Source organism: Flavonifractor sp. An4 (assembly GCF_002161755.1).
Lineage (GTDB): Bacteria > Bacillota > Clostridia > Oscillospirales > Oscillospiraceae > Flavonifractor > Flavonifractor avicola.
In genome coordinates this window covers 36,420-59,448 of the sequence record NZ_NFIL01000012.1, presented here as the reverse complement: position 1 = coordinate 59,448, position 23,029 = coordinate 36,420, and the positions used below count along the sequence as shown (strand labels likewise).

The following is a 23,029-nucleotide window of genomic DNA, read 5'->3' as shown; positions in this document are numbered from 1 at the left end:
GCCCACCCTTGCCCTGTTGTTTGTTACCGGTTCTCGCACTTCTGGTTGGCCACGGTGCAAGAGGTCTTACAGGCGGACTGGCAGGAGGTCTGGCACTCGCCGCAGCCGCCGTGGGCGGCGCTCTTCTTCAGAGTAGCGCCGTTGAGCGTCTTGATATGCTTCATTCTGATTTCCCTCCCAAATAGAGACTTTAGGTCATTATACCATAGGGTCTTTCCAATTTCAACGCTTTCTGCGTTTTTTCCGCTTGCTCCCTCGATTGCCGCTCCCCAGCAGACCGGCAGCGGCCCCGCCGCACAGGGACCCGCACAGCAGGCCGATGCCCCCCGATTCCAGGGATACATCCCGGAAGCACAGGGCTCCCAGGGTGAGCACCAGCAGAAAGAGCACCCCTCCGGTGAGCAGTCCGGCGGCCAATCCTCCGCCGCAGCGGCTCACCGCCAGCAGGGCGCCGCAGAAACCGCCCAGCACACACCCCACGATGGTGATCTGATACGTCAGGTCCATGTCCAGCAGACCGCCGGAGATGGCCACCGACGCTCCCAGCAGGAACAGCATACACACGCCCAGGGCCAGCAGCCCGCCCAGCAGGATACCCAAAGCGCAGCGCAGCAGCTTGGCGCCCTGGTCCTCCTCCTTTTTACCCATAAAAACACCCTCCCTTACCACAGGTTCCTGATGAAACCTATGCCGGGAGGGCGTTTCTTATTACTTCTTGTCCTTGGCGTCCTTGGTCTCGCCGGGGCCTTCCTCAGTAGTCTGAGTGCCGCGGGTGGACACAGCCCACTTGGTGAACTCCATGCGCACGCGATCAGAGCTGGTCTCGATCACGATGGTGTTCTCCTTCACCGCGCAGATGGTACCTACGATGCCGCCGATGGTGGTGATCTGGTCACCCACGGACAGCTCGGAACGCATCTTGGCAGCGGCCTTCTTCTTCTTGTTCTCAGGACGGATCAGCAGGAAATAAAACACCGCGATGAGCAGTACCAGCGGGATAATCATGCTCAACATACTACCTGCCCCACCAGCATCAGTGCCGGTGCTGGACAACATCGCGTTGGTGATCTGTGCTGTCAATACAATCCCCTCCGATTTCAACTTTGACGCCATGCGTCATCAGTGGAACATTATAAAACGATTTGCAAGTTTTGACAAGTGTTTTTCGCCATGATTCACAATTTGTTTTAGATTCGTCCGACCAACTTCTCGGAATATTCCGCCCGGAAGGCCGTGAATTGACCGGCATCCAGGGCATCCCGGATGCGCTGAGCCAGTTTATTATAGAAATACAGGTTATGCATAACGGCCAGGCGCATGGCCAGCATCTCCTCCGCCACGAAGAGGTGGCGCAGATAGGCCCGGGAGAAATTCCGGCACACCGGACAGTCGCAGTCGGGATCGATGGGCCGCTCATCGGTCTTGTACTTCTCGTTGCGGATGTTCATGGCTCCCGACCAGGTGAACAGCTTGGCGTGGCGGGCATTGCGGGCGGGCATGACGCAGTCAAAGAAGTCCACGCCCCGGGCCACACCCTCAATGATGTTGGAGGGGGTGCCCACGCCCATGAGATATCGGGGCTTGTCCGCCGGCATATGGGGCTCCACCGCGTCAATGATGTCGTACATCACCTGGGTGGGCTCCCCCACCGCCAGGCCGCCGATGGCATAACCCTCGCAGTCGATCTTGGCGGTCTCTTTCATGTGCCACACCCGCAGATCGGGGAAGGTGGCGCCCTGGTTGATGCCGAAGAGCATCTGATGGGGATTCACCGTGTCGGGCAGCGCATTGAGCCGGTCATGTTCTACCTTGCACCGCCGGAGCCAGCGCAGGGTGCGCTCACAGGAGGCCTTGGCGTACTCATAGGTGGCCGGGTTCTCCACGCACTCGTCAAAGGCCATGGCAATGTCGCTGCCCAGGTTGGACTGGATCTGCATGGACTCCTCAGGGCCCATGAAAATGCGGCGGCCGTCGATGTGGGAGGCGAAGGTGACTCCCTCCTCCTTGATCTTTCGCAGACCGGACAGAGAGAATACCTGGAATCCGCCGGAGTCGGTGAGGATGGGCCCGTCCCACCGCATGAATTTGTGGAGGCCACCCATCTGGCGCACCACCTGGTCACCGGGACGCAGGTGGAGGTGATAGGTGTTGGACAGCTCCACCTGGCAGCCGATGTCCTTCAGGTCAAAGGCAGACAGAGCCCCCTTGATGGCGCCCTGGGTGCCTACATTCATAAAAACCGGCGTCTGTACCGTGCCGTGGGCGCAGGTAAAGACGCCCCGGCGGGCCTTGCCCTCGGTTTTGATCACTTCAAACACAATAAAACCCCTTTATTTTGCAAGTGTTACTATCATACCAGAAAGCGGAGAAAATGACAACGCCTCAAAGCCAGAAAGAGCGGCGCATAGCGCCGCTCTTCCCTGTTTACTTCACGCTGTCCATGGTCTGCTGCACCACCGACTCCATGATGGACGCCGTCATGGCTCCCGGCACATAGCCGTACACGTTGCCGTTGGCGTCAATCATAAAGGTGGTGGGAAAGGCGGAAATGCCGTAATAGGCCAGAGTCATACCGGTGGTATCCATGAGCACCGGGAAGGTGTAACCGTTGTCCTCCAGGAACTGCTCGATCTCCTCCTGGGATACGTCCTGTCCGCCGGGGTTGGCCACCGCCAGCACCACCAGGTCCTCGCTGTTTTCTCCATAACTCTCATACAGCTTCTGGATGTCTGGCATTTCGCTCTTGCAGGGGCCGCACCAGGTGGCCCAGAAGTTGAGGAACACCGTCTTGCCCTGGTAGTCGGACAGAGTGTGGGTGTTGCCGTACTGATCGGTGAGGGTAAAGTCGGGGGCGGCAATCTCAGGCTTGGGCGTGGGCTCAGCCGACGGCTCAGGAGTGGCGCTCTCCGCAGGCTCCGGGGTCTGGGTGGCCTCCGGCGTGGGAGAGACGCTTTCGCTCTGGGTAGGCGTCTCGGTTACGCCGGTCCCTCCCCCAATGCCGGACAGATAGCCGGTGATACCGTTCATAAAGCCGGTAAAGGTCATGATACCCATGAGGACCAGCAGAGCGGCGCCCACCTTGCCGGTATACTTGACCACCTTCTGATGGGTCTTGAAGAAGTTGAGCACCGTGCCGGTGAAAATACCCACCGCCAGGAATGGGATCACAAAGCCGGCGGTGTAAACGGCGATGAGCAAAAAGCCCTTGCCGGCGCTTGCGGCGGAAGAGGCCATCAGCAGCACGCTGCCTAGAGTGGGGCCCACGCAGGGAGTCCAGGCAAAGCTGAAGGTGAAGCCCAGCACCAGGGCCACCAGGGGGTTCATGGCCCACTTGTCCAGTCGGAAGGGCAGCCGGTGCTCGGTCTCCAGGGCGGCGGCCTTGCCGAAGAAGCCGAACTGATAGACACCAAAGAGGATCATAATGATGCCGCTAATGCGGGCAAACAGGGTCTGATTGCCGCTGAAGAAGCGGCCTGCGGCGGTAAAGCCCAGCCCCAGCACAAAGAAGGCGAAGCTGACACCCACCACAAAGAACAGGGTGTTGATCAGCACCTTGCCACGGGGATAGCGGATATTGCCTTTCTCGTCCACCGTCCGGGCTCCTCCCGCCAAATAACCCACATACAGAGGCACCAGCGGGAGTACGCAGGGCGAAAAGAAGCTGAGCAGGCCCTGGATAAAGACGGTGAGCACCGGTACGCCGGTCTCAAGCTGCAAATTCATAGGGGTTCTCCTTTTTGTATGGATTCCAGCTGCCCCTCCAGGTCGGAGAGGCGGAGCTGGGCCAGCCGCGCCTTGCAGCGCCGGTCCAGATCATCAAACAGGTGGTCCATCACCCCGGCCATGCCGGAGGCCACCATACAGCCGCAGTCCACGCCTCCGCCGCTGTGCCAGGCGGGCTCCACGAACCGCACCTCCAGGGCGTCGGCCACCGTGTCCAGGGTCACCTTCTCCGGATCAGCCACCAGCTGATAGCCGCCATCGGTGCCGGTGCGGGTGGTCACCAGCCCCGCCTTTTTCAGCTTGGCCATCACCTTGCGGACCCGGGCCGGGTTGGTGCAGATGTTGGCCGCCAGCTCTTCGCTGGAGAGCAGACATCCCCGCTTATCCAGATAGATCAGGGCGTGGACCGCCACACAGAACAGGCCGTTCATGGAATGGGATTCTCCTTTACACGCGTTTCAGCAGATAGTCCTCCGCCCAGTGGGCGGCGTTGGCGCCGTCGGCAGCAGCGGTGATGACCTGCCGCAGAGCCTTGGTACGCACGTCCCCGGCAGCAAACACACCGGACACGCTGGTGCGGCAGCTCTCGTCTGCCACCAGATAACCCGCCTGATCGGTCTCCACCTGTCCGGCAAAGAGGGCGGTATCGGGCACCCGGCCCACCGCCACAAAGAGGCCGTCGCAGGCCAGCTCGCTTTTCTCGCCGGTGACCACATTTTCCAGCTCGATACCTGTCAGGCGTTTTTCCTTGCGCAGGTCTGTCACACGGGTGTTCCAGAGGATTTCCACCCCGGCCTCCTCCAGGGCCTTGTGGTACACCGCCGAAGCCCGCAGGCTGTCCCGCCGGTGGATGAGATAGACCTTCTTGCACAGCTTGGACAGGTAGAGGGCGTCCTCCACAGCGGTGTTGCCACCGCCGTTTACTGCAACCACCTTGCCCCGGTACATCATTCCGTCGCAGGCGGCGCAGTAGGCGACCCCTCTCCCCCGCACCTCGCTCTCGCCGGGGAGGCCCAGCTCCCGGGGGTAGGCTCCGGTGGCCAGGATTACCGCGTCGGCGGTCAGGTCCCCCTCGCTGGTGTGGAGCACCTTGGGAACAGCAGTTAAGTCAGCCCCGGTGACCTCGGCGTATACGGTTTCCGCCCCGTACTTCCGGGCCTGCTGCTCCATCTTCTCCCCCAGCTCGAAGCCGTCCACCCCATCGGGGAAGCCGGGGTAGTTGTCGATCACTGAGGTGGTGGCCATCTGGCCGCCGGCAGACAACTTCTCTACCACCGCCGTCTTGCGGCCGCTGCGGGCGGCATACAGGGCCGCCGTATAACCGGCGGGGCCGCCCCCTACGATGAGGATTTCATACTGCGCCATGCCGTCCGCCTCCTTTTACAGTCCCATCCAGTCGATGATCTGAGCCTTGGAACCGGGGTTCACAATGGGCTCCCCCGTCTCCCCGTTCTTGAAGAGGAACAGGGTGGGAATGACCTCCACCTCAAACTGCTCCTCCAGCTCCGGCTCCTCGTCAATGTTGATCTTGCCTACCACCAGCTGGCCGTCAAACTGCTGGGCGATCTGGTCCAGCACCGGGCTGATCCGGCGGCAGTAGCCGCACCAGGGGGCCCAGAAGTCCACCAGCACCGGCTTGTCGGAATGAAGCACTACTTCTTCAAAATTGGCTTTGGTAATGGTAATGGGAGTCATATCCATCGTCCTTTCTGTTCCGAATAGCAGGCAATCGCCTGACTGTATGATATGCTTTTAACTGTAACTTTATTTGTTTCACTTCTATACTGTAACTATACCAGTTACAGTTAGTCTTGTCAACCCCTTTTCCTACTTTTTTGCTGGGCGTTCCAGCGGCGCACCTCCCGTCAGGCAAACGCATAGGCTGTCATGTGGCACAGCCACAAGCCAAGCGGATAAAGGAGTACAATATGAACCACTATCTTCCCTCTGATCGGGAGTGGAAACGGAAACAGGAAGGTGGGGCCTGCTGCTGTCCGCCAGGCTGCTGCCCGCCGCCCTGTCCCCCTCCCTGCCCCGTGCCTGGTCCCACCGGACCTACCGGGGCTACCGGTCCCACTGGTGCTACCGGGCCTACCGGGCCTGCCGGTTCCGGCGCCGCCGGTGCTACCGGCCCTACTGGACCCACCGGGCCTACCGGACCTGCCACCCCCGGACCCACCGGACCCACCGGCGCGGCAGGTGTGACCGGCCCCACTGGCCCCCAGGGTATTCCCGGACCTGACGGCGCTACCGGTCCTACCGGACCTCAGGGTATCCCTGGCCCCGATGGCGCTACCGGTCCTACTGGCCCCACCGGCCCTGCCGGTACCGCGGGTACTGTCGGTGCAACTGGACCTACCGGACCCACTGGTCCTACCGGTGCCGCAGGCACTGACGGTGCAACCGGACCTACCGGACCCACCGGTCCTACCGGGCCTACCGGCCCTGCCGGTGAGACCAACGCCGCCGCCGCGGTCACCACCCTGCAAACCAGTGCCAGCCTGACCGACGCTGTCAACGCCATCAACCAGATTATCCAGAATCTGAAGGCCGCTGGCCTGATGGAAACCTGATCCTGCGGGAGGGGGGCAGTCTGCCCCCCTCTCCTTCTGTGAAAGGAGAAGGCACTTATGAAAATTGTAGTCTACGCCATCTGCAAGAATGAGGCCCAGTTTGTGGACCGTTGGATGGACTCCATGTCGGAGGCCGATCAGGTGGTGGTGCTGGACACCGGCTCCACCGACGACACCGTGGCCCGTTTGGAGGCCCGAGGAGCCGTTGTCACCGTGGAGACCATTTCTCCCTGGCGGTTTGACACTGCCCGCAACCGCTCTCTGGACCTGGTGGATGAGGACGCCGATATCTGCGTATGTACCGACCTGGACGAGGTGTTCCATCCCGGCTGGCGGGCTGCTCTGGAGTCGGCCTGGACGCCCGGCACAGGTCAGGCCCGGTACCGCTACACCTGGTCCTTCCGGCCCGATGGAGCCGAGGGCGTGGTGTTCTGGTACGAGAAGATCCACCGCCGCCACGGTTACCGGTGGGTCCATCCGGTTCATGAGATCCTGCGCTGGGAGGGGCCCGGTCAGCCCGGCCCCATGGTAACAGCGCTGGGGGTGCAGCTGGACCACCACCCTGATCCCTCCAAATCCCGGGGCCAGTACCTCCCCCTGCTGGAACTATCGGTACAGGAGGAACCGGAAGACGACCGCAACGCCCACTACCTGGGCCGGGAGTACTTTTTCCATAGCCGGTGGGATGACTGCATTGTCACCCTCAAGCGGCACCTGTCCATGCCCACCGCCACCTGGAAGGATGAGCGGGCAGCCTCCATGCGGTACATTGCCAAGTCCTACATACAAAAGGGGGACCCCGCCCAAGCAAGAAGCTGGTTTTTCCGTGCCGCCGCTGAGGCCCCCCATTTGCGGGAGCCCTGGATGGATCTGGCCACCCTTTGCTACCAGCAGGAGAACTGGGACGGGGTGCTGTATTTTACCGGTGTCGCTTTGGCCATCACCGTCCGGCCCGATACCTACATCTGTGAAGCCGAGTCCTGGGGGCCGCTCCCCCATGACCTGCGGTGTCAGGCCTATTTCCGCACCGGGCGCATCGGCCCCGCTCGGGAGGAAGCGCAAAAGGCCCTGGTCCTCTCCCCTACCGATCCCCGTCTGGCAGGCAACGTGGAGGTACTGAGCAGGATGTAAAAAAGGCCTGCCGTTTTACTACGGCAGGCCTTTTGGTTGTTTCAGCAGATAAACATGGCGTCTCCGAAGGAGAAGAAGCGGTATTTCTGCTCCACCGCCTCCTTGTAGGCGGCCAGGATGTGCTCCCGGCCCGCCAGGGCGGACACCAGCATGATGAGGGTGGATTCCGGCAGATGGAAGTTGGTGATGAGGCAGTCCAGCACCTTGAATTTGTAGCCCGGATAGATGAAGATATTGGTCCACCCGGCGCTCTCCTTCAGGGTTCCGTCCTCTGCCGCCCAGCTCTCAATGGTGCGGCAGGAGGTGGTGCCCACGCAGATTACCCGGCCTCCCTCGGCTCTGGTCCGGTTGATGGTCTCGGCAGTCTCGGCAGAGATCATGCAGTACTCCGAGTGCATCTCGTGGTCCAGGATATCCTCCTCCTTCACCGGGCGGAAGGTGCCCAGGCCCACATGGAGGGTCACATAGGCCAGACGCACCCCCATGTCCTCCACCCGCTTGAGCAGTTCCTTGGTGAAGTGGAGACCGGCGGTGGGGGCGGCGGCGGAGCCCACCTCCCGGGAGTAGACGGTCTGATACCGCTCCGGGTCGTTAAGCTCGGCCTTAATGTAAGGAGGCAGAGGCATCTTGCCCAGCTGCTCCAGCTTTTCCAGGAAAATACCCTCGTAGTCGAAGCGGACCAGCCGGTTGCCCCCCTCCAGCACCTCGGTGACCTCGGCGGTGAGCTGGCCCTCGCCGAAGGACACCCGGGTACCAGGTTTCATCTTGCGGCCCGGCCGCACCAGGCACTCCCAGGTCTTATTGCCCCGGTCGATGAGCAGCAGCACCTCCACCGCGCCCCCACAGGGCTCCCGGTGGCCGATGAGCCGGGCGGGCAGCACCCGGGAGTCGTTGAGTACCAGGCAGTCTCCCGGTCTCAGCAGAGTGGGCAGATCGAAAAAGTGCATATGTTTCGTTTCGCCGGTGTGCTTGTCCAGCACCAGCAGCCGGGAGGAGTCCCGCTTCTCCAGAGGAGTCTGAGCGATCAGCTCCTCCGGCAGGTAAAAGTCAAAATCAGACGTCTTTATGGCTTGCGCACCTCTATTCCAGTATAGTAGAAGGTCAGGATATCCTGATAAGTATAGCCCTGCTGGGCCATGGCATAAGCGCCCCACTGGCTCATGCCTACGTTGTGGCCCCAGCCGGAACCGGTGATGGTGAACACGGTGGAGCTGTCCCCGCCGCTGCCGCCGGAGGCCGTGGCCTTACTTACCTGGCCGCTGCCGTCAATGATGTACACATCGCCGCTCAGCTTGGAGGTGGAACCGATGCCGTCGATGGCATAGGCCCCGTCCAGGCTGCCGAGGGTACCATTTCCGTTCACCGTGTAGCTCCCTCCCCCGCCGGACGAGCCGCTGCCGGCGGAGCTGGACACGGTGTAATGGATGGACCGCAGCCCCAGGAAGGTGCGGCAGTCGTCCCGGATCTTGCTCCAGCTCTTGCCGGAGGAGTCGGTGAAGGTGATCTCAATGGCATTGCCGGTGGGGCTGGTCTTGGTGACCTTGAAGTCCACGATGCCCGAGTTGGTATAGCCCTTGGAATTGAGCAGGTCGGTGAGCTCCTGGGCGGTGTAGGTCACCGTCCAGTTGTAGTTGGGAACCTTGCTGGCCACCGACGCCTCGTAGGGGTCGTACTTGCCGATGAGGTAGGCCACGTTGCTCCCCCACACATTGACGGCGCTCTCGGTGGCGCCGCCGTCGTGGGAGGAGTATACCGCCTCAATGAGGGAGCCGTTGTACCAGGCGTATTCACCATAAGTCTCCTCCACCGCCTTGCTGCTGTTGGCCGTCACCTCGTCCATACCGTAGTACACCTGACAGCAGGTGGAGTTGCAGATGTCGAAGCCCTGACTCTTGTGCTTGCTGGCGGTGTAATTGCGGTAAGCGTAGGTGCGGGCGCTCACCGCCTGGGCCTTCAGGGCCTCCAGGGGCCAGGAGGAGCTCATCTCCCGCACGATGACCCCCTGTACATAATCCTCCAGGCCAATGACATTGCTCACCGTCAGGTTACCTCCGCTCACCCGCTGATACTGGAAGCCGCCGTAATAGGTACAGCCCCGGAAAATGGTCTCGGTCTTGACGCTGTCGTCCAGGCCGGGCTTGATGCCCAGGCACTTGGAGGCGCTGTCAAACTGGAAGAGGATCTGACTGGCGCCCGTCTTGACCACCGACACCCCGGCGCTGGAGGTACCAACCACCTCGGCGTCCCCAAGGCCAAGGCTGGTCTGGGCGGCCTGGGCGGATTCCTTGTCCAGGTAGGCCCCCACTCTTGCCTGCCACGTCCCGTCGATCCAGGCCACGAAGCCGCCGGAATAGGCGGAGGCCGCAGCGGCAGCCTCGTCGTAGGAGCTGTAGCTGCCGGGCAGCTTCAAATGCCAGCAGCCCACGGCGATATTGGAGGTAATGGTGTCGTAATAGCCGCTCCATGTCCCCACCTTGCCGTAGTAGACATTCTGGGTTTTGACCACCGAGATGGCGGTCTCACTGGTGGCGGCCAGCTGCTGAAACACCCGGTTGTCGTCATAATAGCCCAGCCGGTACCCGCTGCCCACATCGTTGAGCAGGTTGGCGCCAGGCAGGGCGTTGGAGCCGTAAAAGATACCCACTTTGATGGTGGGATCCACCGCCACCGAGGCGGCGGAGGCCGGCGCCTGGCTCAGTGGAAGGGCAATGGCCAGGGCCAGGGCTGCAATCTGCACAATTTTTTTCATCTTTCCCGTTTTCATTTGGCGGAAATCCCATCTCGCTTTCGTTGACACTTTGCCAGAACTTGTGGTACAATTTTGCAAACTAAATAGCGAAATTACATTTGCAGGATAGAGGCGCGGCTCTTCAAGAGTAGCGTGGTGAGGGTGCCGGGCCCGGTGAACCGCGTGAAAGGGGAGGCCGCCGAAGGGACGCTCCCGGTGGTGCGTTTGCCTGGTCGCCCGGATAAGATCCGTTCGACTGTCGCCGCACACGCGGCGGAGTGCTGTCTGCTTTTGTCTGGTATGGTCGGGGACGCACTGTCCCTGTCATTATAGTACAAAATCAGCAGTTCTGTAAACTGCTGATTTTCTTTTTCTTTTCGCTATGAGTTTCCGGTCTGAGACAGGCCGGTGTTGGAATAAACTTTGAGCAACGGAGGTATGGTCATGGAAAAATACAAAGTAGGCGTCATCGGCGGCACCGGTATGGTGGGCCAGCGTTTTGTTTCCCTGCTGGAGAATCACCCCTGGTTCCAGCTCACTGTCATTGCGGCCAGCAGCCGCTCCGCCGGCAAGACCTATGAGGAAGCCATCGGCTCCCGCTGGGCTCTGGAGAATCCCATGCCCGAAGAGGCCAAAAAGATGGTGGTCATGAACGCGGAGGCCGATATCGAGGCCATTGCCTCCCAGGTGGATTTTGTCTTTTCCGCCGTGGATATGAAGAAGGAAGAGATCCAGGCTCTGGAGGAGGCTTACGCCAAGCACGAGTGCCCCGTGGTCTCCAACAACTCCGCTCACCGCTGGACGCCCGACGTGCCCATGGTGGTGCCGGAGATTAATCCCGAGCATATCAAAGTCATCGAGGCCCAGCGAAAGCGACTGGGGGTGGAGCGCGGGTTCATTGCCGTTAAGTCCAACTGCTCCCTCCAGAGCTATGTTCCCGCCCTGCACTCCCTGCGCGGCTTCGGCCTGAACCAGGTGCTGGTCTGCACCTATCAGGCTATTTCCGGCGCGGGCAAAACCTTCGACACCTGGCCTGAGATGGTGGACAATGTGATCCCCTACATCGGCGGCGAGGAGGAGAAGAGCGAGCAGGAGCCCCTGAAGCTGTGGGGCAAGGTGGAGAACGGGGTCATCGTCAACGCCCAGTCCCCCGCCATCACCGCCCAGTGTCTGCGGGTGCCCGCGTCCAACGGCCACATGGCCGCTGTGTTCGCACGCTTTGAGAACAAACCCTCTATGGAGGAGATCAAAGAGATCTGGGCAAATTACAAGGGCCGTGCCCAGGAGCTGGCCCTGCCCTCCGCTCCCAAGCAGTTCCTGCACTACTTTGAGGAGCCTGACCGTCCTCAGACCCGGCTGGACCGGATGACCGAGGGCGGCATGGCGGTCTGCATTGGCCGTCTGCGTCCCGACACGCAGTACGACTATAAGTTCGTCTGCCTGTCCCACAATACCCTTCGCGGCGCCGCGGGCGGCGCAGTCCTTCTTGCCGAACTTCTGTGCGCGGAGGGTTACATTTCAAGGAGGTAACCCTATATGAGAGAGCCTGTTTTTACCGGAGCCTGTTCCGCCATCATCACCCCGTTTGACCACAGCGGCGCCATCAACTACGATCAGTTCGGAAAAATCATCGACGAGCAGATCGAGCGGGGCCTGGACGCCATCTGCGTCTGCGGCACCACCGGCGAATGTTCCACCCTGACCATCCGGGAGCACATTGCCGCCGTGGAATACTGTGTCAAGCGGGTGAACGGCCGGGTCAAGGTCATTGCCGGCGCGGGCAGCAACGATACTTCCGCAGCCGTCTACCTGTCCCAGCACGCCCAGGACTCCGGTGCCGACGCCCTGCTGCACGTCACCCCCTACTACAACAAGGCGTCCCAGACCGGCCTCATCAAGCACTACGAATACATTGCCGACCGGGTGGATCTGCCCATTATCCTCTATAATGTGCCCTCCCGCACCGGCGTTTCCTTCACCGCCGAGACCTACAAGGTGCTCTCCCAGCACCCCAACATCAACGGCGTCAAGGAGGCCAGCGGCAACTTCTCTCTGCTGGCTCACACCCTGGCCATCTGCGGTGACGACTTCTATGTCTGGTCTGGCAACGACGACCAGGTGGTCCCCATGATGAGCCTGGGCGCCAAGGGCGTGATCTCGGTGGTGGCCAACATCGCCCCCGAGGTCATGATCCAGATGACCCACCTGTGCCTGGAGGGCAAGTTTGACCAGGCCGCCGCCCTTCAGCTGGGCTACATGGACTTTATCGACGCCCTCTTCCTGGAGGTCAACCCCATTCCCATCAAGGCTGCCATGAATCTGGCGGGCTACGACATCGGCTCCCTCCGCCTGCCTCTGTGCGATATGAGCGACGGACCGCTGGAGACCCTCCGTCAGTCTATGGTCAAGGTGGGACTGCTCTCCGCCTGAGCCACTGGGAAAGGATGTTGGAAATGCTTCGTTTGATCCTCTCCGGCTGCAACGGCCGGATGGGCCGGGCAGTGGAGCACCTGTGCGCCGCCCAGCCCGACCTGGAAATCGCCGCCGGATTTGACCTGCTGGGGACTGGCGACCGGGACTTCCCCGTGTTCTCCTCCCCCGCTGAGTTCCAGGGGCAGGCTGACGCTCTCATCGACTTCTCCTCCCCTGCTGCCCTGCCCGCTCTGCTGGACTTCTGTTTGCAGCGGAACATCCCGGCAGTGCTGGCCACCACCGGCTACTCGGAGGAGCAGCTGGCCGCCATCGACCAGGCGGCGCGGGTCATCCCCGTGTTCCGCTCCGCCAATATGTCCCTGGGAGTCAATGTGCTGCTGGCCCTGGTACGCCAGGCCACCGCGGCTCTGGGGACGGACTACGATATTGAGATCGTGGAAAAACACCATAATAAAAAGGTGGACGCCCCCAGCGGCACCGCCCTCATGCTGGCCGACGCGGCGGCATCCGCTCTTCCCTACCAGCCCGACTATGTGTGCGACCGCCACAGCGTCCGCAAGGCCAGAGACAAGGAGGAGATCGGCATCTGCTCTGTCCGCGGCGGCGGCATCGTGGGAGATCACGACGTGATCTTTGCCGGTGAGAATGAGGTCATCACCCTGAGCCACTCCGCCATGAGCCGAGAGGTCTTTGCCTCCGGCGCCATCCGGGCGGCCCGATTTCTTGCCGGTGTGGAGACCCCTGGTCTCTACTCCATGACCGATCTGGTCCAGGCCACCCTTTCCTAACAGCAAAAAAAGACCGCCCAATGCTCGGTGGTCGTAAAACAGTAATATGTGAATTTCTTGGAACAGGCATGATTTCGGTCATGCCTGTTCCGCTTTTATCAGTTCATCCACGGGAATATAGCCAATAAGGTCATATTCGATATGTACCCTCTGTTTGCGTTTACCGCTGGACTTGTCCGGCGCCTCCACATAAACCGCCTTTACAAGCTCTCTGAGAGCATATGGCGTAAGTTCTGTGAGGTCGGTGTATCTGCGTGCCCGCTGAATAAACTGTTCAAGGTCTTCTATCTGTCGTTCCTGTACTTCAATCTCTTTTTGCAGATTTACGATTTCAACTTTGAGTTGCGCCTGCTCATCCTCGTAGGTCTTGCTCATCATGGCAAAGCGATCATCGTTCAGTTTGCCCTTGGCGTTGTCCTCGTAGATTTTGATAAACAGGCGGTCAAGTTCTCCTATACGCTTTTCTGCCTGTGCCAGACGCTTCTTATATACCCTTATGGTTTCCTCGCTTTGCAGACGGAGTTTTTGCTCCATTTCCACCCTGAAATGTGCTTCATATCGGGTTACATACGAGATAACCTCTTTCATGTGATTCCAGACCAAATCCTCCAGAACTACGGCACGAATGTAGTGTCCGCTGCACTTGTCCTTGTTGGCTCGATGAGTGGAACAGGTAAAAAAGTCCTGTCGCTTTTCAAAGTATTTGGTGGTGGAATAGTAGAGCTTCTGCTTGCAATCAGCACAGAACACCAATCCCGAAAAAGGACTGCTCTTGCCTGTTGCCGTTCGCCTGTGTCGCTGCTGACGAATCTCCTGCACCTTGTCAAAGACTTCCTGCTCGATAATGGCAGGATGGGTGTTGTAGAAAATCACTCGATTTTCTTCGGGATTTTCCCGTTGCTTTTTGTCCCAAATGGAATTGGTGTAGGTCTTGAAATTGACCGTTGCGCCAATGTACTCTTTTCGTTCAAGAATATTGACAATGGTGCTTTCGTGCCAGCGGTAAGGGTTCTCCGGCTCGGTGTGCGGTGTTTTCACGCCTTGCTTGTTTTTGTATGCGGTAGGTGTGAGTATCTTGTCCTTTTCAAGCTGGTCTGCAATTTGGCTCGGTCCACGCCCATTCATGCAGAGCGTGAAAATCTTCTTAACCACCTGTGCAGCTTCCTCGTCAATCATCCATTCCTTTGGATTTTCAGGATTTTTCATGTAGCCATACGGCACATGGACGGTCAATCTTTCGCCACGCTCACCCTTTGCTTTTTGCACTGCACGAATCTTTCGGCTTGTATCCTTAGCGAAAAACTCGTTGAACCAGTTTTTGATACCGGCAATGTCGCTGTCGGTGCTGTTGGGGTTGATGCTGTCAAAGTGGTCGTTGATAGCGATGTAGCGGACATCGTTCTGAGGAAAAGTATAATTGATATACAATCCCGTCAAAGCGGAGTTTCGCCCAAGCCTTGATAGATCTTTTGTAATGACCGCACCCACATGACCGGCTTCAATTTCATCAAGCATTTTCTGAAAACCAGGACGATCATAGGTCACACCGCTGTAGCCGTCATCGATAAAAAATGTCGGGTGGGGGAAGCGGTGATCTCGTGCGTATTGAAGCAACATGGCCTTTTGATTTTGGATAGAATTTGACAAATCCTCTTTGCCGTTTTTCTTCTCATCCTTGGTGTCCTCTACGGACAATCTGCAATAAAGTGCTGTGATTTTGTCGGTTGCCCTTAACATTTCGTTATCCTCCTTCTGTTGGGCAACTGTCTGTACAGGATTGGAATTGGTATTTATATCAAGAGAGGTGTCGCTATTCATTCGCCATCCTCCGTGATATCAGATTCATGATCGGCAATAATGCGTTTGAGCTTTTTATCAAGAGTTTCCGTGCCCTCATAGCTACCTGTAACTGTGTATTCTGCGCCGCCGACTTCATCCACAATTGTCACTTCGGGCAGCCAAAAGGCAGACAGATTTTTTACAACAATGTTACCGTTTTCATCAAACTTGATGTCACGCTTTGGTGCATCATCGGGGCGAGGCTCGACCTTGGCGTACGGGTCGGGATTGGAGAAGTAGTATTCGGAAACTTCCTCGTCATACTCTCCACTCACAATCTGTTCCTCAAGAATCATATCGTCTATTTCTTCGGGAGTAAGCTCACGAGCTTCTTCCTCTTTTCGTTTCTCATCCATCCGGTCGAACCTCCTTTTCTTTCATTCACTTCGATTCGTTTTATTCAAAGTATTGTTGGGATAGTAAGCACAGTGGGTGTAGCTACATACTGCGATGTTTTACAAAATACAGCGTTGCCGATTTTGTGGAAAACGAAAATCTTCCATTTGCCTACAAAAGGTCAAAACAAACTTTGCAAGCAGTGCACGTGTGTACACACATCGTGCGTTTTGCAAATTTCAGCGAAGCCGACTTTTGCAAAAGCTTGTTGGGAAGCATCCCAAACCCTTTGACGATTTTTTCAAAATCGGCTACGCTCCTGCGGAGCTGACATCATTCCAGATGGGAAAGAGAAAGCAGGATTTTTTTAATGCCTTCGTAAATTTCTTCCTGATTCTTTTTGATTTCTTCGATGTCAGCTTCGTAGATGTTACCCGATGTGTTGAGCTGTTTGGCAATCTGGTTTTCGCTGTTGGATATCCGTTTCATTTTGGAAGTCAACTCACGGAGTTCGGGCATATCCAAATTTACAACATACCCATCGATTGCCATTTTGCGGAGATAGGCACTCATGTTGTCCGTTCCCATCTGTGCCATTTTCTGTTTTATCAGGTCAAGCTCTTTTTCGTCTACAAAAAACTTGACCTGTATCGGGCGTTGACGGATTGGTGGTTTTCGTTTTTCAGTCATAAGATGATACCTTACATATAAATTTACGAATTAATTTAGATGCTATGAAAGAGTAGTGATTAGTTGCTCAATTCTTTTTCTTTGCCATTTGTTTCGCCTTTAATTCTTCAATTTTTTTAATATAGGCATCTGCTTTATGTGCATAAGTCGGCTTCTGTTTCTTTAGCTTTGTCACAAAGGCAAGAGCATCATCATACCTCTTAGATTTAATATATAAATCCGGCAATTCAAAGTGCCAGCCTACACCCTCGAATTTTAGTCCACCGTTTTTCCAAAGGGTTTCCCAAAAAGCAATATATGTATCTATATCTCTATCTTCATTGAATTTTTCTTTTGCTTTTTGGACAGCCTCAATCTGTTGATCTTGAGTTTTTAATACCCTGTATCCCTCCGGATCAATCTTTTTCAAATCCTTCATAAAAGCATCATTTCTGTCTGCTATTTCTTTGTTTATTTTGTGTTCTTGCTCATCTACTATTTTTTTCCAATTAGACTTATCACCAGTACCAAGAAGTTTATTAATACTCCAAACATTAAATGTCAATCCAAATCGAGTATCTTCGGTTGTTTTATTAGGAGCTTTATGCATATAGGGAACATATGCGTTTTCACTTAATTCCTGTGCTCCAGTTTCGGTCAATCTGTACTTTGGCCGAACACCTGCTGAAAGTAGCGTTTCTTCAGATATTGTGTCAGATACACGAGCTACCAACTCCGCTTTCTTTCCAGTGGTAGACTCTCCATGCTCCATAAGCAGTTCTTTCAGCTGAGAAACTGTTAAATCATTTACGGATTCTTTGGCAGAAGCAAACGCAATATAGCCACGTTCTTCCAAATTTTTAAGGACTACATCCACATTACGGATACCATATTCGAACCACCAGAATCCTGGATATCCGTTTTTGGGGCCAGGATAAGCACCTTTAGAACAGTACTCCAACAGCAGAATTTCTGCCGGATAGAGTCCTCTGGCAGAGGGGATTGCTGTTTTCTTTCGTTCTTCAAAGGATATAACTCTCTTTTCGAAGGCAGTACCTTCTGCTACAACATCCGTGTAATATTCTTCTGGTTGGTAATCTCCCTTTTTCGTTTGGGGTATTGTGCCTTCCTGTTTTTTGGTCTGTGTTGCTTGAGCAGCCTTTTCTTTTTTCTTGAATAAATCAAACAATCCCATACTATTCTCCTCGATAATCATAAGTCGGCTATGTTATAATTTCCGTCTTCGTCTGTCTACTTAACTCTACCTTTGTGTGTACACACATTATTATACAAGAAGACACCATATTTTTCAAGATTAGTTTTCAAGTTCACCAGAGTAAAGCGTAACTTTTTATGGACACCGCTATAGTCAAACAAGAGCTGCCCCGCTGAATGGTAGGGCAGCTCTTGCTCGTTAGCAACAATCAATCAAGGCGTTGATATTCCGTAACTGTCTTGAGGTAGACGGCAGGATCGCCGTTAAGGATTAAATCAGCGTATGCAGCAGGGTCATTGTAGATCAGATAGTCGAGTTCCGACTGTTGATACATATTATTCACTACCTCACTTTCCACAGCGATCGTATCAATAGAAATCATGCTGCCGTCTGAAAAGCAAAGCTCTACACAAGCAGTATCAAGGTTAAATTCACAAGATAACAGGTGTTTCATGGTAAATACCTCCGTAATTCTAATATTTTATTGCAAAAAAGAACGATGCCGGTCGTGCGACTCGACATCGTTCTTTTCGTTGTTGTTTCCAACCCTGTCAGACAGATGCCGTAAAATAGTAATTTTTTAGAATTACTGTCTTACGAGCACCCATCTAATGGGCGGTCTTTTTTCATTCTTTGTCCGGCGGCGTTTGGGGCTGCTCCTCCAGGGGCTTGCCGTTGCCGTCGATTTTTTTTGCCTTGAGACGCTTGTTGACCCACTCCCGCACCAAAGCATAGAGCACAGCGAAGGTAGGCACGCCCAGGATCATGCCGGGGAACCCGAACAGGCCGCCGCAGGTGACAATGGAGATAAGCACCCAGATGGCGGACAGGCCGGTGCTGTCACCCAGGATCTTGGGCCCCAGGATGTTGCCGTCAAACTGCTGCAATCCGATGACCAGGGCAAAGAACCGCAGGGCGGCCCAGGGGTCCACGATCACCAGAATAAACAGACAGGGAATGGCGCCGATGATGGGGCCAAAGAAGGGGATCACATTGGTGACGCCCACGGTGACGCTGACCAGCATGGGGTACGGGATCCGGAAAATGGCGCACAGGATGAAACAGAGCACGCCGATGATGGCGGAATCGATGATCTTGCCGTTGATAAAGCCCACGAACACCCGGTTGGCCTGACCGCATACCCCCAGCAGCCAGTCGGACCGGCGCTTGGACACGGTGGCGTAGAGGAGCTTTTTCAGCTGGGGTACCAGCCGGTCCTTCCCCGCCAGCATATAGATAGAGGAGATCAGGGCGGTGATACCCGCAATCACGCCGCTGCCGATGGCAAAGCCCACATCCAGCAGCTGGGGCAGGGCCTCCGCCGCTTTTGCGGTCATGTTGCTGATCATGTTTTGGAAGTTACCGAACATATCGTTGATGGCGTCGGCATCCAGATCAAATTGCTCGGTCAGATCCTGCACCAGCTGATCCAGGCTGGTCAGGTAGGTCTGCATATTGCCCGCCAGGTCCTTGACGCTCTGTACCACCTGAGGCACGATGAGCCCCAGCAGAATGGCCACCACCGCAAAGGCCAGCACATAGACCAGCAAAATGGACAACGCACGCTTAAACCGGTGGTTGGGAAAGAGTTTTCGCTCAAAAAAGCACATGGGGGTATTGAGCAGATAGGCAATGGCAAAGCCCACGATAAACGGGGACAACACCCCCATAAACTGGTTGATTCGGACAGTTACTACGCTGAAATGGTTCAATCCCACATAGAACAGGATGGCAACGATGAGCACAATGAGCAGCTGCACATGGCTGCCATCCAGGATGTACCATTTCTTCTTGTTCTTCGGGTCCTCTTTTTCCGGCACAGTGCCTTCCTCCTTTGCAGCCGCCACACACATTGCCGGGGCGGTAAGCCTTCCAACAGGTTTATTGTATCATGCCTGTTTGTCGCCTGCAACCAAAGTCAGGTAAAATTAAGAAAGGGGCTGCCCCACTGACGGCAGCCCCTGAACACTCAGCCCTGCAGAGAGGCCCGGTGGAAGACCTTCTTGCCCTTCTTGATCATGACACCGTCGCCGGAGAGCTGCTCGGCAGTCACGGCAGTGTATACGTCCGTTACCTTCTGGCCGTCCAGCTCCACGCCGCCCTGCTCGATGAGGCGGCGGGCCTCCTTCTTGGAGGGCGCCAGCTTACAGGCCAGCATCAGATCCAGAATACCGATGGCGCCGTCGGTGAGCGCACCAGCCTCCAGGGCGGTGGAGGGCACGTTGCTCATATCGCCGCCGCCCACAAACAGGGCCTTGGCAGCATCCTGGGCCTTTTGGGCCTCCTCCTCGCCGTGGACCAGCTTGGTCAGCTCAAAGGCCAGGATCTCCTTGGCGGTGTTGAGCTGGCTGCCCTCCCACTTGTCCATCTCGTCGATCTGCTCCAGAGGCAGGAAGGTGAGCATCCGCAGGCACTTGAGCACATCGCCGTCGCCCACGTTGCGCCAGTACTGGTAGAACTCATAGGGGCTGGTCTTGTTGGGGTCCAGCCACACGGCGCCCTTGGCGGTCTTGCCCATCTTCTTGCCCTCGGAGTTGAGCAGCAGGGTGATGGTCATGGCGTGGGCGTCCTTGCCCAGCTTGCGGCGGATCAGCTCGGTGCCGCCCAGCATATTGGACCACTGGTCGTCGCCGCCGAACTGCATATTGCAGCCGTAGTGCTGGAACAGATGGTAGAAGTCGTAGGACTGCATGATCATGTAGTTGAACTCCAGGAAGGAGAGGCCCTTCTCCATGCGCTGCTTGTAGCACTCAGCCCGCAGCATATTGTTGACGGAGAAGCAGGCGCCCACCTCACGGAGCAGCTCAATGTAGTTGAGCTTGAGGAGCCACTCGGCGTTGTTCACCATCTGGGCCTTGCCCTCGCCGAACTCGATGAAACGCTCCATCTGCTTCTTAAAGCAGTCACAGTTGTGCTGGATGGTCTCCGGGGTCATCATGTTGCGCATATCGGTACGGCCGGAGGGGTCACCGATGTAGCCGGTGCCGCCGCCGATGAGGGCGATAGGACGGTTGCCCGCCATCTGGAGCCGCTTCATCAGGCACAGAGCCATGAAGTGACCCACATGGAGGGAGTCGGCGGTAGGGTCAAAGCCGATGTAAAAGACGGCCTTGCCCTCGTTGATCATCTTGGAGATCTCCTCCTCGTTGGTGACCTGGGCAATGAGGCCACGGGCCTTCAGTTCTTCGTAACAAGTCATGTTCATTCTCCTTTATCTCAATGGTGTCGTTATCAGTATAACCGCTTTCCACAGTGGGGACACTTGGCGTCGTCCATGTCGTGGAGGATTCCGCAGTGGGGGCAGGGGACCTGAGCAATGCCCGATCCCTCATCCTGAGAGATGCTTCCCGACAGATAAAAATCTAGGTGTTGGCAGCTCTGGCAACACCATAGCTCCACAGGCATTAAATCTTCCATCCCGTTCCGCTCTAGATTCCCTCTCAAATGCCAGCCCGGCACACCTTTTTTCAGAAAATGCTGTCCAATGCAAGCCATCTCCCCGCCGCAGCGGGTACAGACATTCCGATCCACAAAATCCCCCTTTCATGCAAAAAGCCCTCTGTCCGTTCGGACAGAGGGCGTAAAAACGCGGTACCACCTCTGGTTCTCCGTTTTCTCACAAAAACGGCCTCATGCCGTGCCAACACACGGCGGCGCGATAACGGGCGCACCCGACACGGCCCTACTGGGGGTCTCCCCTGTTCAGGCGGCTGCTCCAGAGTGTATTTCCCAGCCTGTCCCCTCCCCCTCTCACCAAACCGGGGGTTCTCTGGGCGGGACGGGGGTTGGTACTTCTCCCTGTCATCGCAGTGTCATATTGATGAGGATTATAATCGCTCTTGTTCCGTTTGTCAAGCAGAAAAGGGGTACTCAACAAAATCTAGCTTTTGTGCAGTTTCTTGTAGGCCTCCGCACTGTCCAGCAGTTCCCCGGCGGCGCCAAGGGTGGCGTCCGTGATGTGCTCACCGGAGGTAAGCCGGGCCAGCTCCTCGCACCGGCGCTGGCGGGTCAGACGCTCCACCTGGGTATAGGTCCGGCCGCCCCGCTCCCCCTTCTCCACGGAGAAGTGGACGTCGGCCATGGCGGCCAGCTGAGGCAGATGGGTAACACACAGTACCTGCTTGGCGTGGGCCACATCGGCCAGCTTTTCCGCCACCTTCTGGGCCGCCCGGCCGGATACACCGGTATCCACCTCGTCAAAGACCATGGTGCCCACCTGATCGTTTTCCGCCAGCACATTTTTCAGGGCCAGCATGATGCGGGCCAGCTCACCGCCGGAGGCAATCTTCTGGATGGGCTTCAGGTCCTCGCCTACATTGGCGGACATAAGGAACTGCACCTCGTCCATGCCGGTGTCATCCATAGCGAACTCCCCCGGCTTGGGTCCAAACTCCACCTGGAACCGGACCTTGGGCATATCCAGCTGGGCCAATTCACTCTGAATCCGCTGTTCCAGCGCCTTGGCCGCCTTCTTTCTACTCTGGCTGAGGGTCTCCGCCGCCTTTCTGGCGTCGGCCAGGGCTTTGGACTGCTCCTTCTCCAGCCGGGCAATGGTATCAGTGGAGAACTGGATCTCGTCCAGTTCCTTTTTGCAGCGGTCCAGATAGTCCAGCATCTCGTCCACCGAATCGCCGTACTTCTTCTTCAGCCGGTGGAGTACGTCCAACCGGCTCTCGATCTGGTCCAGCTCCCCCGGTTCAAAGTCAAAGGCGTCCCGCAGATCCCGGATCTGCTCGGCAATGTCGTCGGCGGCGCAGCGGAGTTCCACCAGCTTTTCCAACAGCTCGGCGGCCTGGGTGCTGATGCGGCCGGCGGCATGAAGGGACTGCTCCGCCTCCCCCAGCAGGGCGGCGGCTCCTTCCCGTTCATCATCACCGGACAGGGCCAGATGAGCCCCTTCCACGCTCTCCATCAGCTTACCGGCATTGCGCAGCAAATCCCGCCGCTCCGTCAGCTCCTCCTCTTCCCCGCTCCGCAGTTCAGCCCGCTCCAGTTCGCCGATCTGAAATTCCAGGCTGTCAATGCGCCGGGCCTTCTCCGCCTCGTCCATCCGGAGGGATGAGATCTCCCGGCGGATGGCGGCCAGTTTGTCATAACAGATCCGGTAGGCCGCCAGTTCTTCCCCGGTGGCGCCAAAGCCATCCAGATAATCCAGGTGACACCGCTCGTCCAGCAGCTGCTGGCCGTCGTGCTGGCCGTGGATATTGAGCAGTAAGCGGCCCAGCTGCCGCAGCTGGGAGACGGTGATGAGCCGGCCATTGATGCGGCAGATGTTCTTCCCGTCGGGCTGGATCTCCCGCTGGATGAGCAGATTGCCCTCCTCGTCGGGGCCTACGCCGTTCTCCCGGAACCAGTCCAGCTCTGGCAGGCCGGTAAACACCGCGTTGACCAGGGAGGACTTTGCCCCGGTACGGATCAGATCCCGGCTGGTGCGCTCCCCGATGATGGCCCCGATGGCATCCACCACAATGGACTTGCCCGCGCCGGTCTCGCCGGTGAGGACGTTAAAGCCCTTGTCAAACTGGATGTCCGCCGTCTGGATCACCGCAATATTTTCAATGTGAAGCAGAGAGAGCATGGTATCACCTGTCCA

General features: G+C 57.2%; 23 protein-coding genes, 1 riboswitch and 1 other annotated feature. Of the genes, 5 read left to right on the top strand and 18 right to left on the bottom strand.

Going from position 1 to position 23,029, the window contains the following annotated elements:
• Positions 1 to 23 precede the first annotated feature (23 nt).
• From scfA to trxA, 8 genes are all read right to left on the bottom strand, one after another.
• A complete protein-coding gene (gene scfA, locus B5F94_RS07360; RefSeq protein WP_087188745.1) occupies positions 24 to 164 on the bottom strand; it encodes a six-cysteine ranthipeptide SCIFF in 141 nt (46 codons plus the stop codon).
• A gap of 58 nt (positions 165 to 222) precedes the next feature.
• Complete coding sequence (locus B5F94_RS07355) at positions 223 to 648, bottom strand: TIGR04086 family membrane protein (protein WP_242955424.1); 426 nt, start codon at positions 646 to 648, stop codon at positions 223 to 225.
• A gap of 60 nt (positions 649 to 708) precedes the next feature.
• Positions 709 to 1,080, bottom strand: coding sequence for a preprotein translocase subunit YajC (yajC, locus tag B5F94_RS07350; RefSeq protein WP_242955423.1), 372 nt, complete (start codon positions 1,078 to 1,080; stop codon positions 709 to 711).
• Between the two features lie 107 nt (positions 1,081 to 1,187).
• Entirely contained in the window at positions 1,188 to 2,318 is a 1,131-nt protein-coding gene (tgt, locus tag B5F94_RS07345) for a tRNA guanosine(34) transglycosylase Tgt (RefSeq protein ID WP_087329050.1), read from the bottom strand.
• Positions 2,319 to 2,424: 106 nt separating this feature from the next.
• On the bottom strand, positions 2,425 to 3,723 hold the full coding sequence (locus B5F94_RS07340) for a cytochrome c biogenesis protein CcdA (RefSeq protein ID WP_087329048.1): 1,299 nt from the start codon (positions 3,721 to 3,723) through the stop codon (positions 2,425 to 2,427).
• Positions 3,720 to 4,154 (bottom strand): RrF2 family transcriptional regulator, encoded by a 435-nt coding sequence (locus B5F94_RS07335; protein ID WP_087269533.1) that lies wholly within the window; start codon positions 4,152 to 4,154, stop codon positions 3,720 to 3,722. Before B5F94_RS07335 ends, B5F94_RS07340 begins: the two co-directional genes overlap by 4 nt.
• Before the next feature lie 16 nt (positions 4,155 to 4,170).
• Positions 4,171 to 5,088, bottom strand: a complete 918-nt coding sequence (trxB, locus tag B5F94_RS07330; RefSeq protein WP_087329046.1) for a thioredoxin-disulfide reductase — start codon at positions 5,086 to 5,088, stop codon at positions 4,171 to 4,173.
• 15 nt (positions 5,089 to 5,103) lie between these two features.
• Complete coding sequence (trxA, locus tag B5F94_RS07325; protein WP_087188739.1) at positions 5,104 to 5,418, bottom strand: thioredoxin; 315 nt, start codon at positions 5,416 to 5,418, stop codon at positions 5,104 to 5,106.
• 233 nt (positions 5,419 to 5,651) lie between these two features.
• Here trxA and B5F94_RS07320 point away from each other — a divergent pair, with 233 nt between their 5' ends.
• Both B5F94_RS07320 and B5F94_RS07315 read left to right on the top strand, forming a co-directional pair.
• The gene (locus B5F94_RS07320) at positions 5,652 to 6,296 is read left to right on the top strand and encodes a collagen-like protein (RefSeq protein ID WP_087329044.1); all 645 of its coding nucleotides are present in this window, start codon (positions 5,652 to 5,654) and stop codon (positions 6,294 to 6,296) included.
• Positions 6,297 to 6,353: 57 nt separating this feature from the next.
• On the top strand, positions 6,354 to 7,427 hold the full coding sequence (locus B5F94_RS07315) for a tetratricopeptide repeat-containing glycosyltransferase (protein ID WP_087329042.1): 1,074 nt from the start codon (positions 6,354 to 6,356) through the stop codon (positions 7,425 to 7,427).
• A 41-nt stretch (positions 7,428 to 7,468) separates the two neighbouring features.
• Here B5F94_RS07315 and queA read toward each other — a convergent pair whose 3' ends face one another.
• The gene (queA, locus tag B5F94_RS07310; RefSeq protein ID WP_087329072.1) at positions 7,469 to 8,494 is read right to left on the bottom strand and encodes a tRNA preQ1(34) S-adenosylmethionine ribosyltransferase-isomerase QueA; all 1,026 of its coding nucleotides are present in this window, start codon (positions 8,492 to 8,494) and stop codon (positions 7,469 to 7,471) included.
• Entirely contained in the window at positions 8,491 to 10,176 is a 1,686-nt protein-coding gene (locus tag B5F94_RS07305) for a SpoIID/LytB domain-containing protein (protein WP_087329070.1), read from the bottom strand. The genes queA and B5F94_RS07305 overlap by 4 nt, the downstream gene beginning before the upstream one ends.
• Before the next feature lie 98 nt (positions 10,177 to 10,274).
• A riboswitch (Lysine riboswitch) is annotated at positions 10,275 to 10,447 on the top strand.
• A 152-nt stretch (positions 10,448 to 10,599) separates the two neighbouring features.
• Here B5F94_RS07305 and asd point away from each other — a divergent pair.
• The 3 genes from asd to dapB are packed head-to-tail and all read left to right on the top strand — an operon-like array spanning position 10,600 to position 13,376.
• Complete coding sequence (gene asd / locus B5F94_RS07300) at positions 10,600 to 11,685, top strand: aspartate-semialdehyde dehydrogenase (protein WP_087329040.1); 1,086 nt, start codon at positions 10,600 to 10,602, stop codon at positions 11,683 to 11,685.
• A gap of 6 nt (positions 11,686 to 11,691) precedes the next feature.
• Positions 11,692 to 12,585, top strand: a complete 894-nt coding sequence (gene dapA, locus B5F94_RS07295; protein WP_087188057.1) for a 4-hydroxy-tetrahydrodipicolinate synthase — start codon at positions 11,692 to 11,694, stop codon at positions 12,583 to 12,585.
• Positions 12,586 to 12,608: 23 nt separating this feature from the next.
• Complete coding sequence (gene dapB, locus B5F94_RS07290) at positions 12,609 to 13,376, top strand: 4-hydroxy-tetrahydrodipicolinate reductase (protein ID WP_087188056.1); 768 nt, start codon at positions 12,609 to 12,611, stop codon at positions 13,374 to 13,376.
• Between the two features lie 78 nt (positions 13,377 to 13,454).
• On the opposite strand, the gene B5F94_RS07285 is transcribed toward dapB, so the two are convergent.
• The 8 genes from B5F94_RS07285 to recN form a co-directional block, all read right to left on the bottom strand.
• A complete protein-coding gene (locus B5F94_RS07285; protein WP_087329038.1) occupies positions 13,455 to 15,194 on the bottom strand; it encodes a recombinase family protein in 1,740 nt (579 codons plus the stop codon).
• Entirely contained in the window at positions 15,191 to 15,571 is a 381-nt protein-coding gene (locus B5F94_RS07280) for a hypothetical protein (protein ID WP_087329036.1), read from the bottom strand. The genes B5F94_RS07285 and B5F94_RS07280 overlap by 4 nt, the downstream gene beginning before the upstream one ends.
• Before the next feature lie 313 nt (positions 15,572 to 15,884).
• Positions 15,885 to 16,241 (bottom strand): plasmid mobilization protein, encoded by a 357-nt coding sequence (gene mobC / locus B5F94_RS07275; RefSeq protein WP_087329034.1) that lies wholly within the window; start codon positions 16,239 to 16,241, stop codon positions 15,885 to 15,887.
• Positions 16,242 to 16,308: 67 nt separating this feature from the next.
• Positions 16,309 to 17,415: an SAP domain-containing protein gene (locus tag B5F94_RS07270; protein WP_158100263.1), complete on the bottom strand. Its 1,107-nt coding sequence runs from the start codon at positions 17,413 to 17,415 to the stop codon at positions 16,309 to 16,311.
• 229 nt (positions 17,416 to 17,644) lie between these two features.
• On the bottom strand, positions 17,645 to 17,890 hold the full coding sequence (locus B5F94_RS07265) for a DUF6061 family protein (protein WP_087329030.1): 246 nt from the start codon (positions 17,888 to 17,890) through the stop codon (positions 17,645 to 17,647).
• 172 nt (positions 17,891 to 18,062) lie between these two features.
• Positions 18,063 to 19,256: an AI-2E family transporter gene (locus B5F94_RS07260; protein ID WP_242958856.1), complete on the bottom strand. Its 1,194-nt coding sequence runs from the start codon at positions 19,254 to 19,256 to the stop codon at positions 18,063 to 18,065.
• Positions 19,257 to 19,405: 149 nt separating this feature from the next.
• Positions 19,406 to 20,635 (bottom strand): tyrosine--tRNA ligase, encoded by a 1,230-nt coding sequence (gene tyrS, locus B5F94_RS07255; RefSeq protein WP_087266440.1) that lies wholly within the window; start codon positions 20,633 to 20,635, stop codon positions 19,406 to 19,408.
• A 372-nt stretch (positions 20,636 to 21,007) separates the two neighbouring features.
• Positions 21,008 to 21,250: a binding site (T-box leader), on the bottom strand.
• Positions 21,251 to 21,316: 66 nt separating this feature from the next.
• Positions 21,317 to 23,014 (bottom strand): DNA repair protein RecN, encoded by a 1,698-nt coding sequence (recN, locus tag B5F94_RS07250; protein WP_087329028.1) that lies wholly within the window; start codon positions 23,012 to 23,014, stop codon positions 21,317 to 21,319.
• Between the last annotated feature and the right edge of the window lie 15 nt (positions 23,015 to 23,029).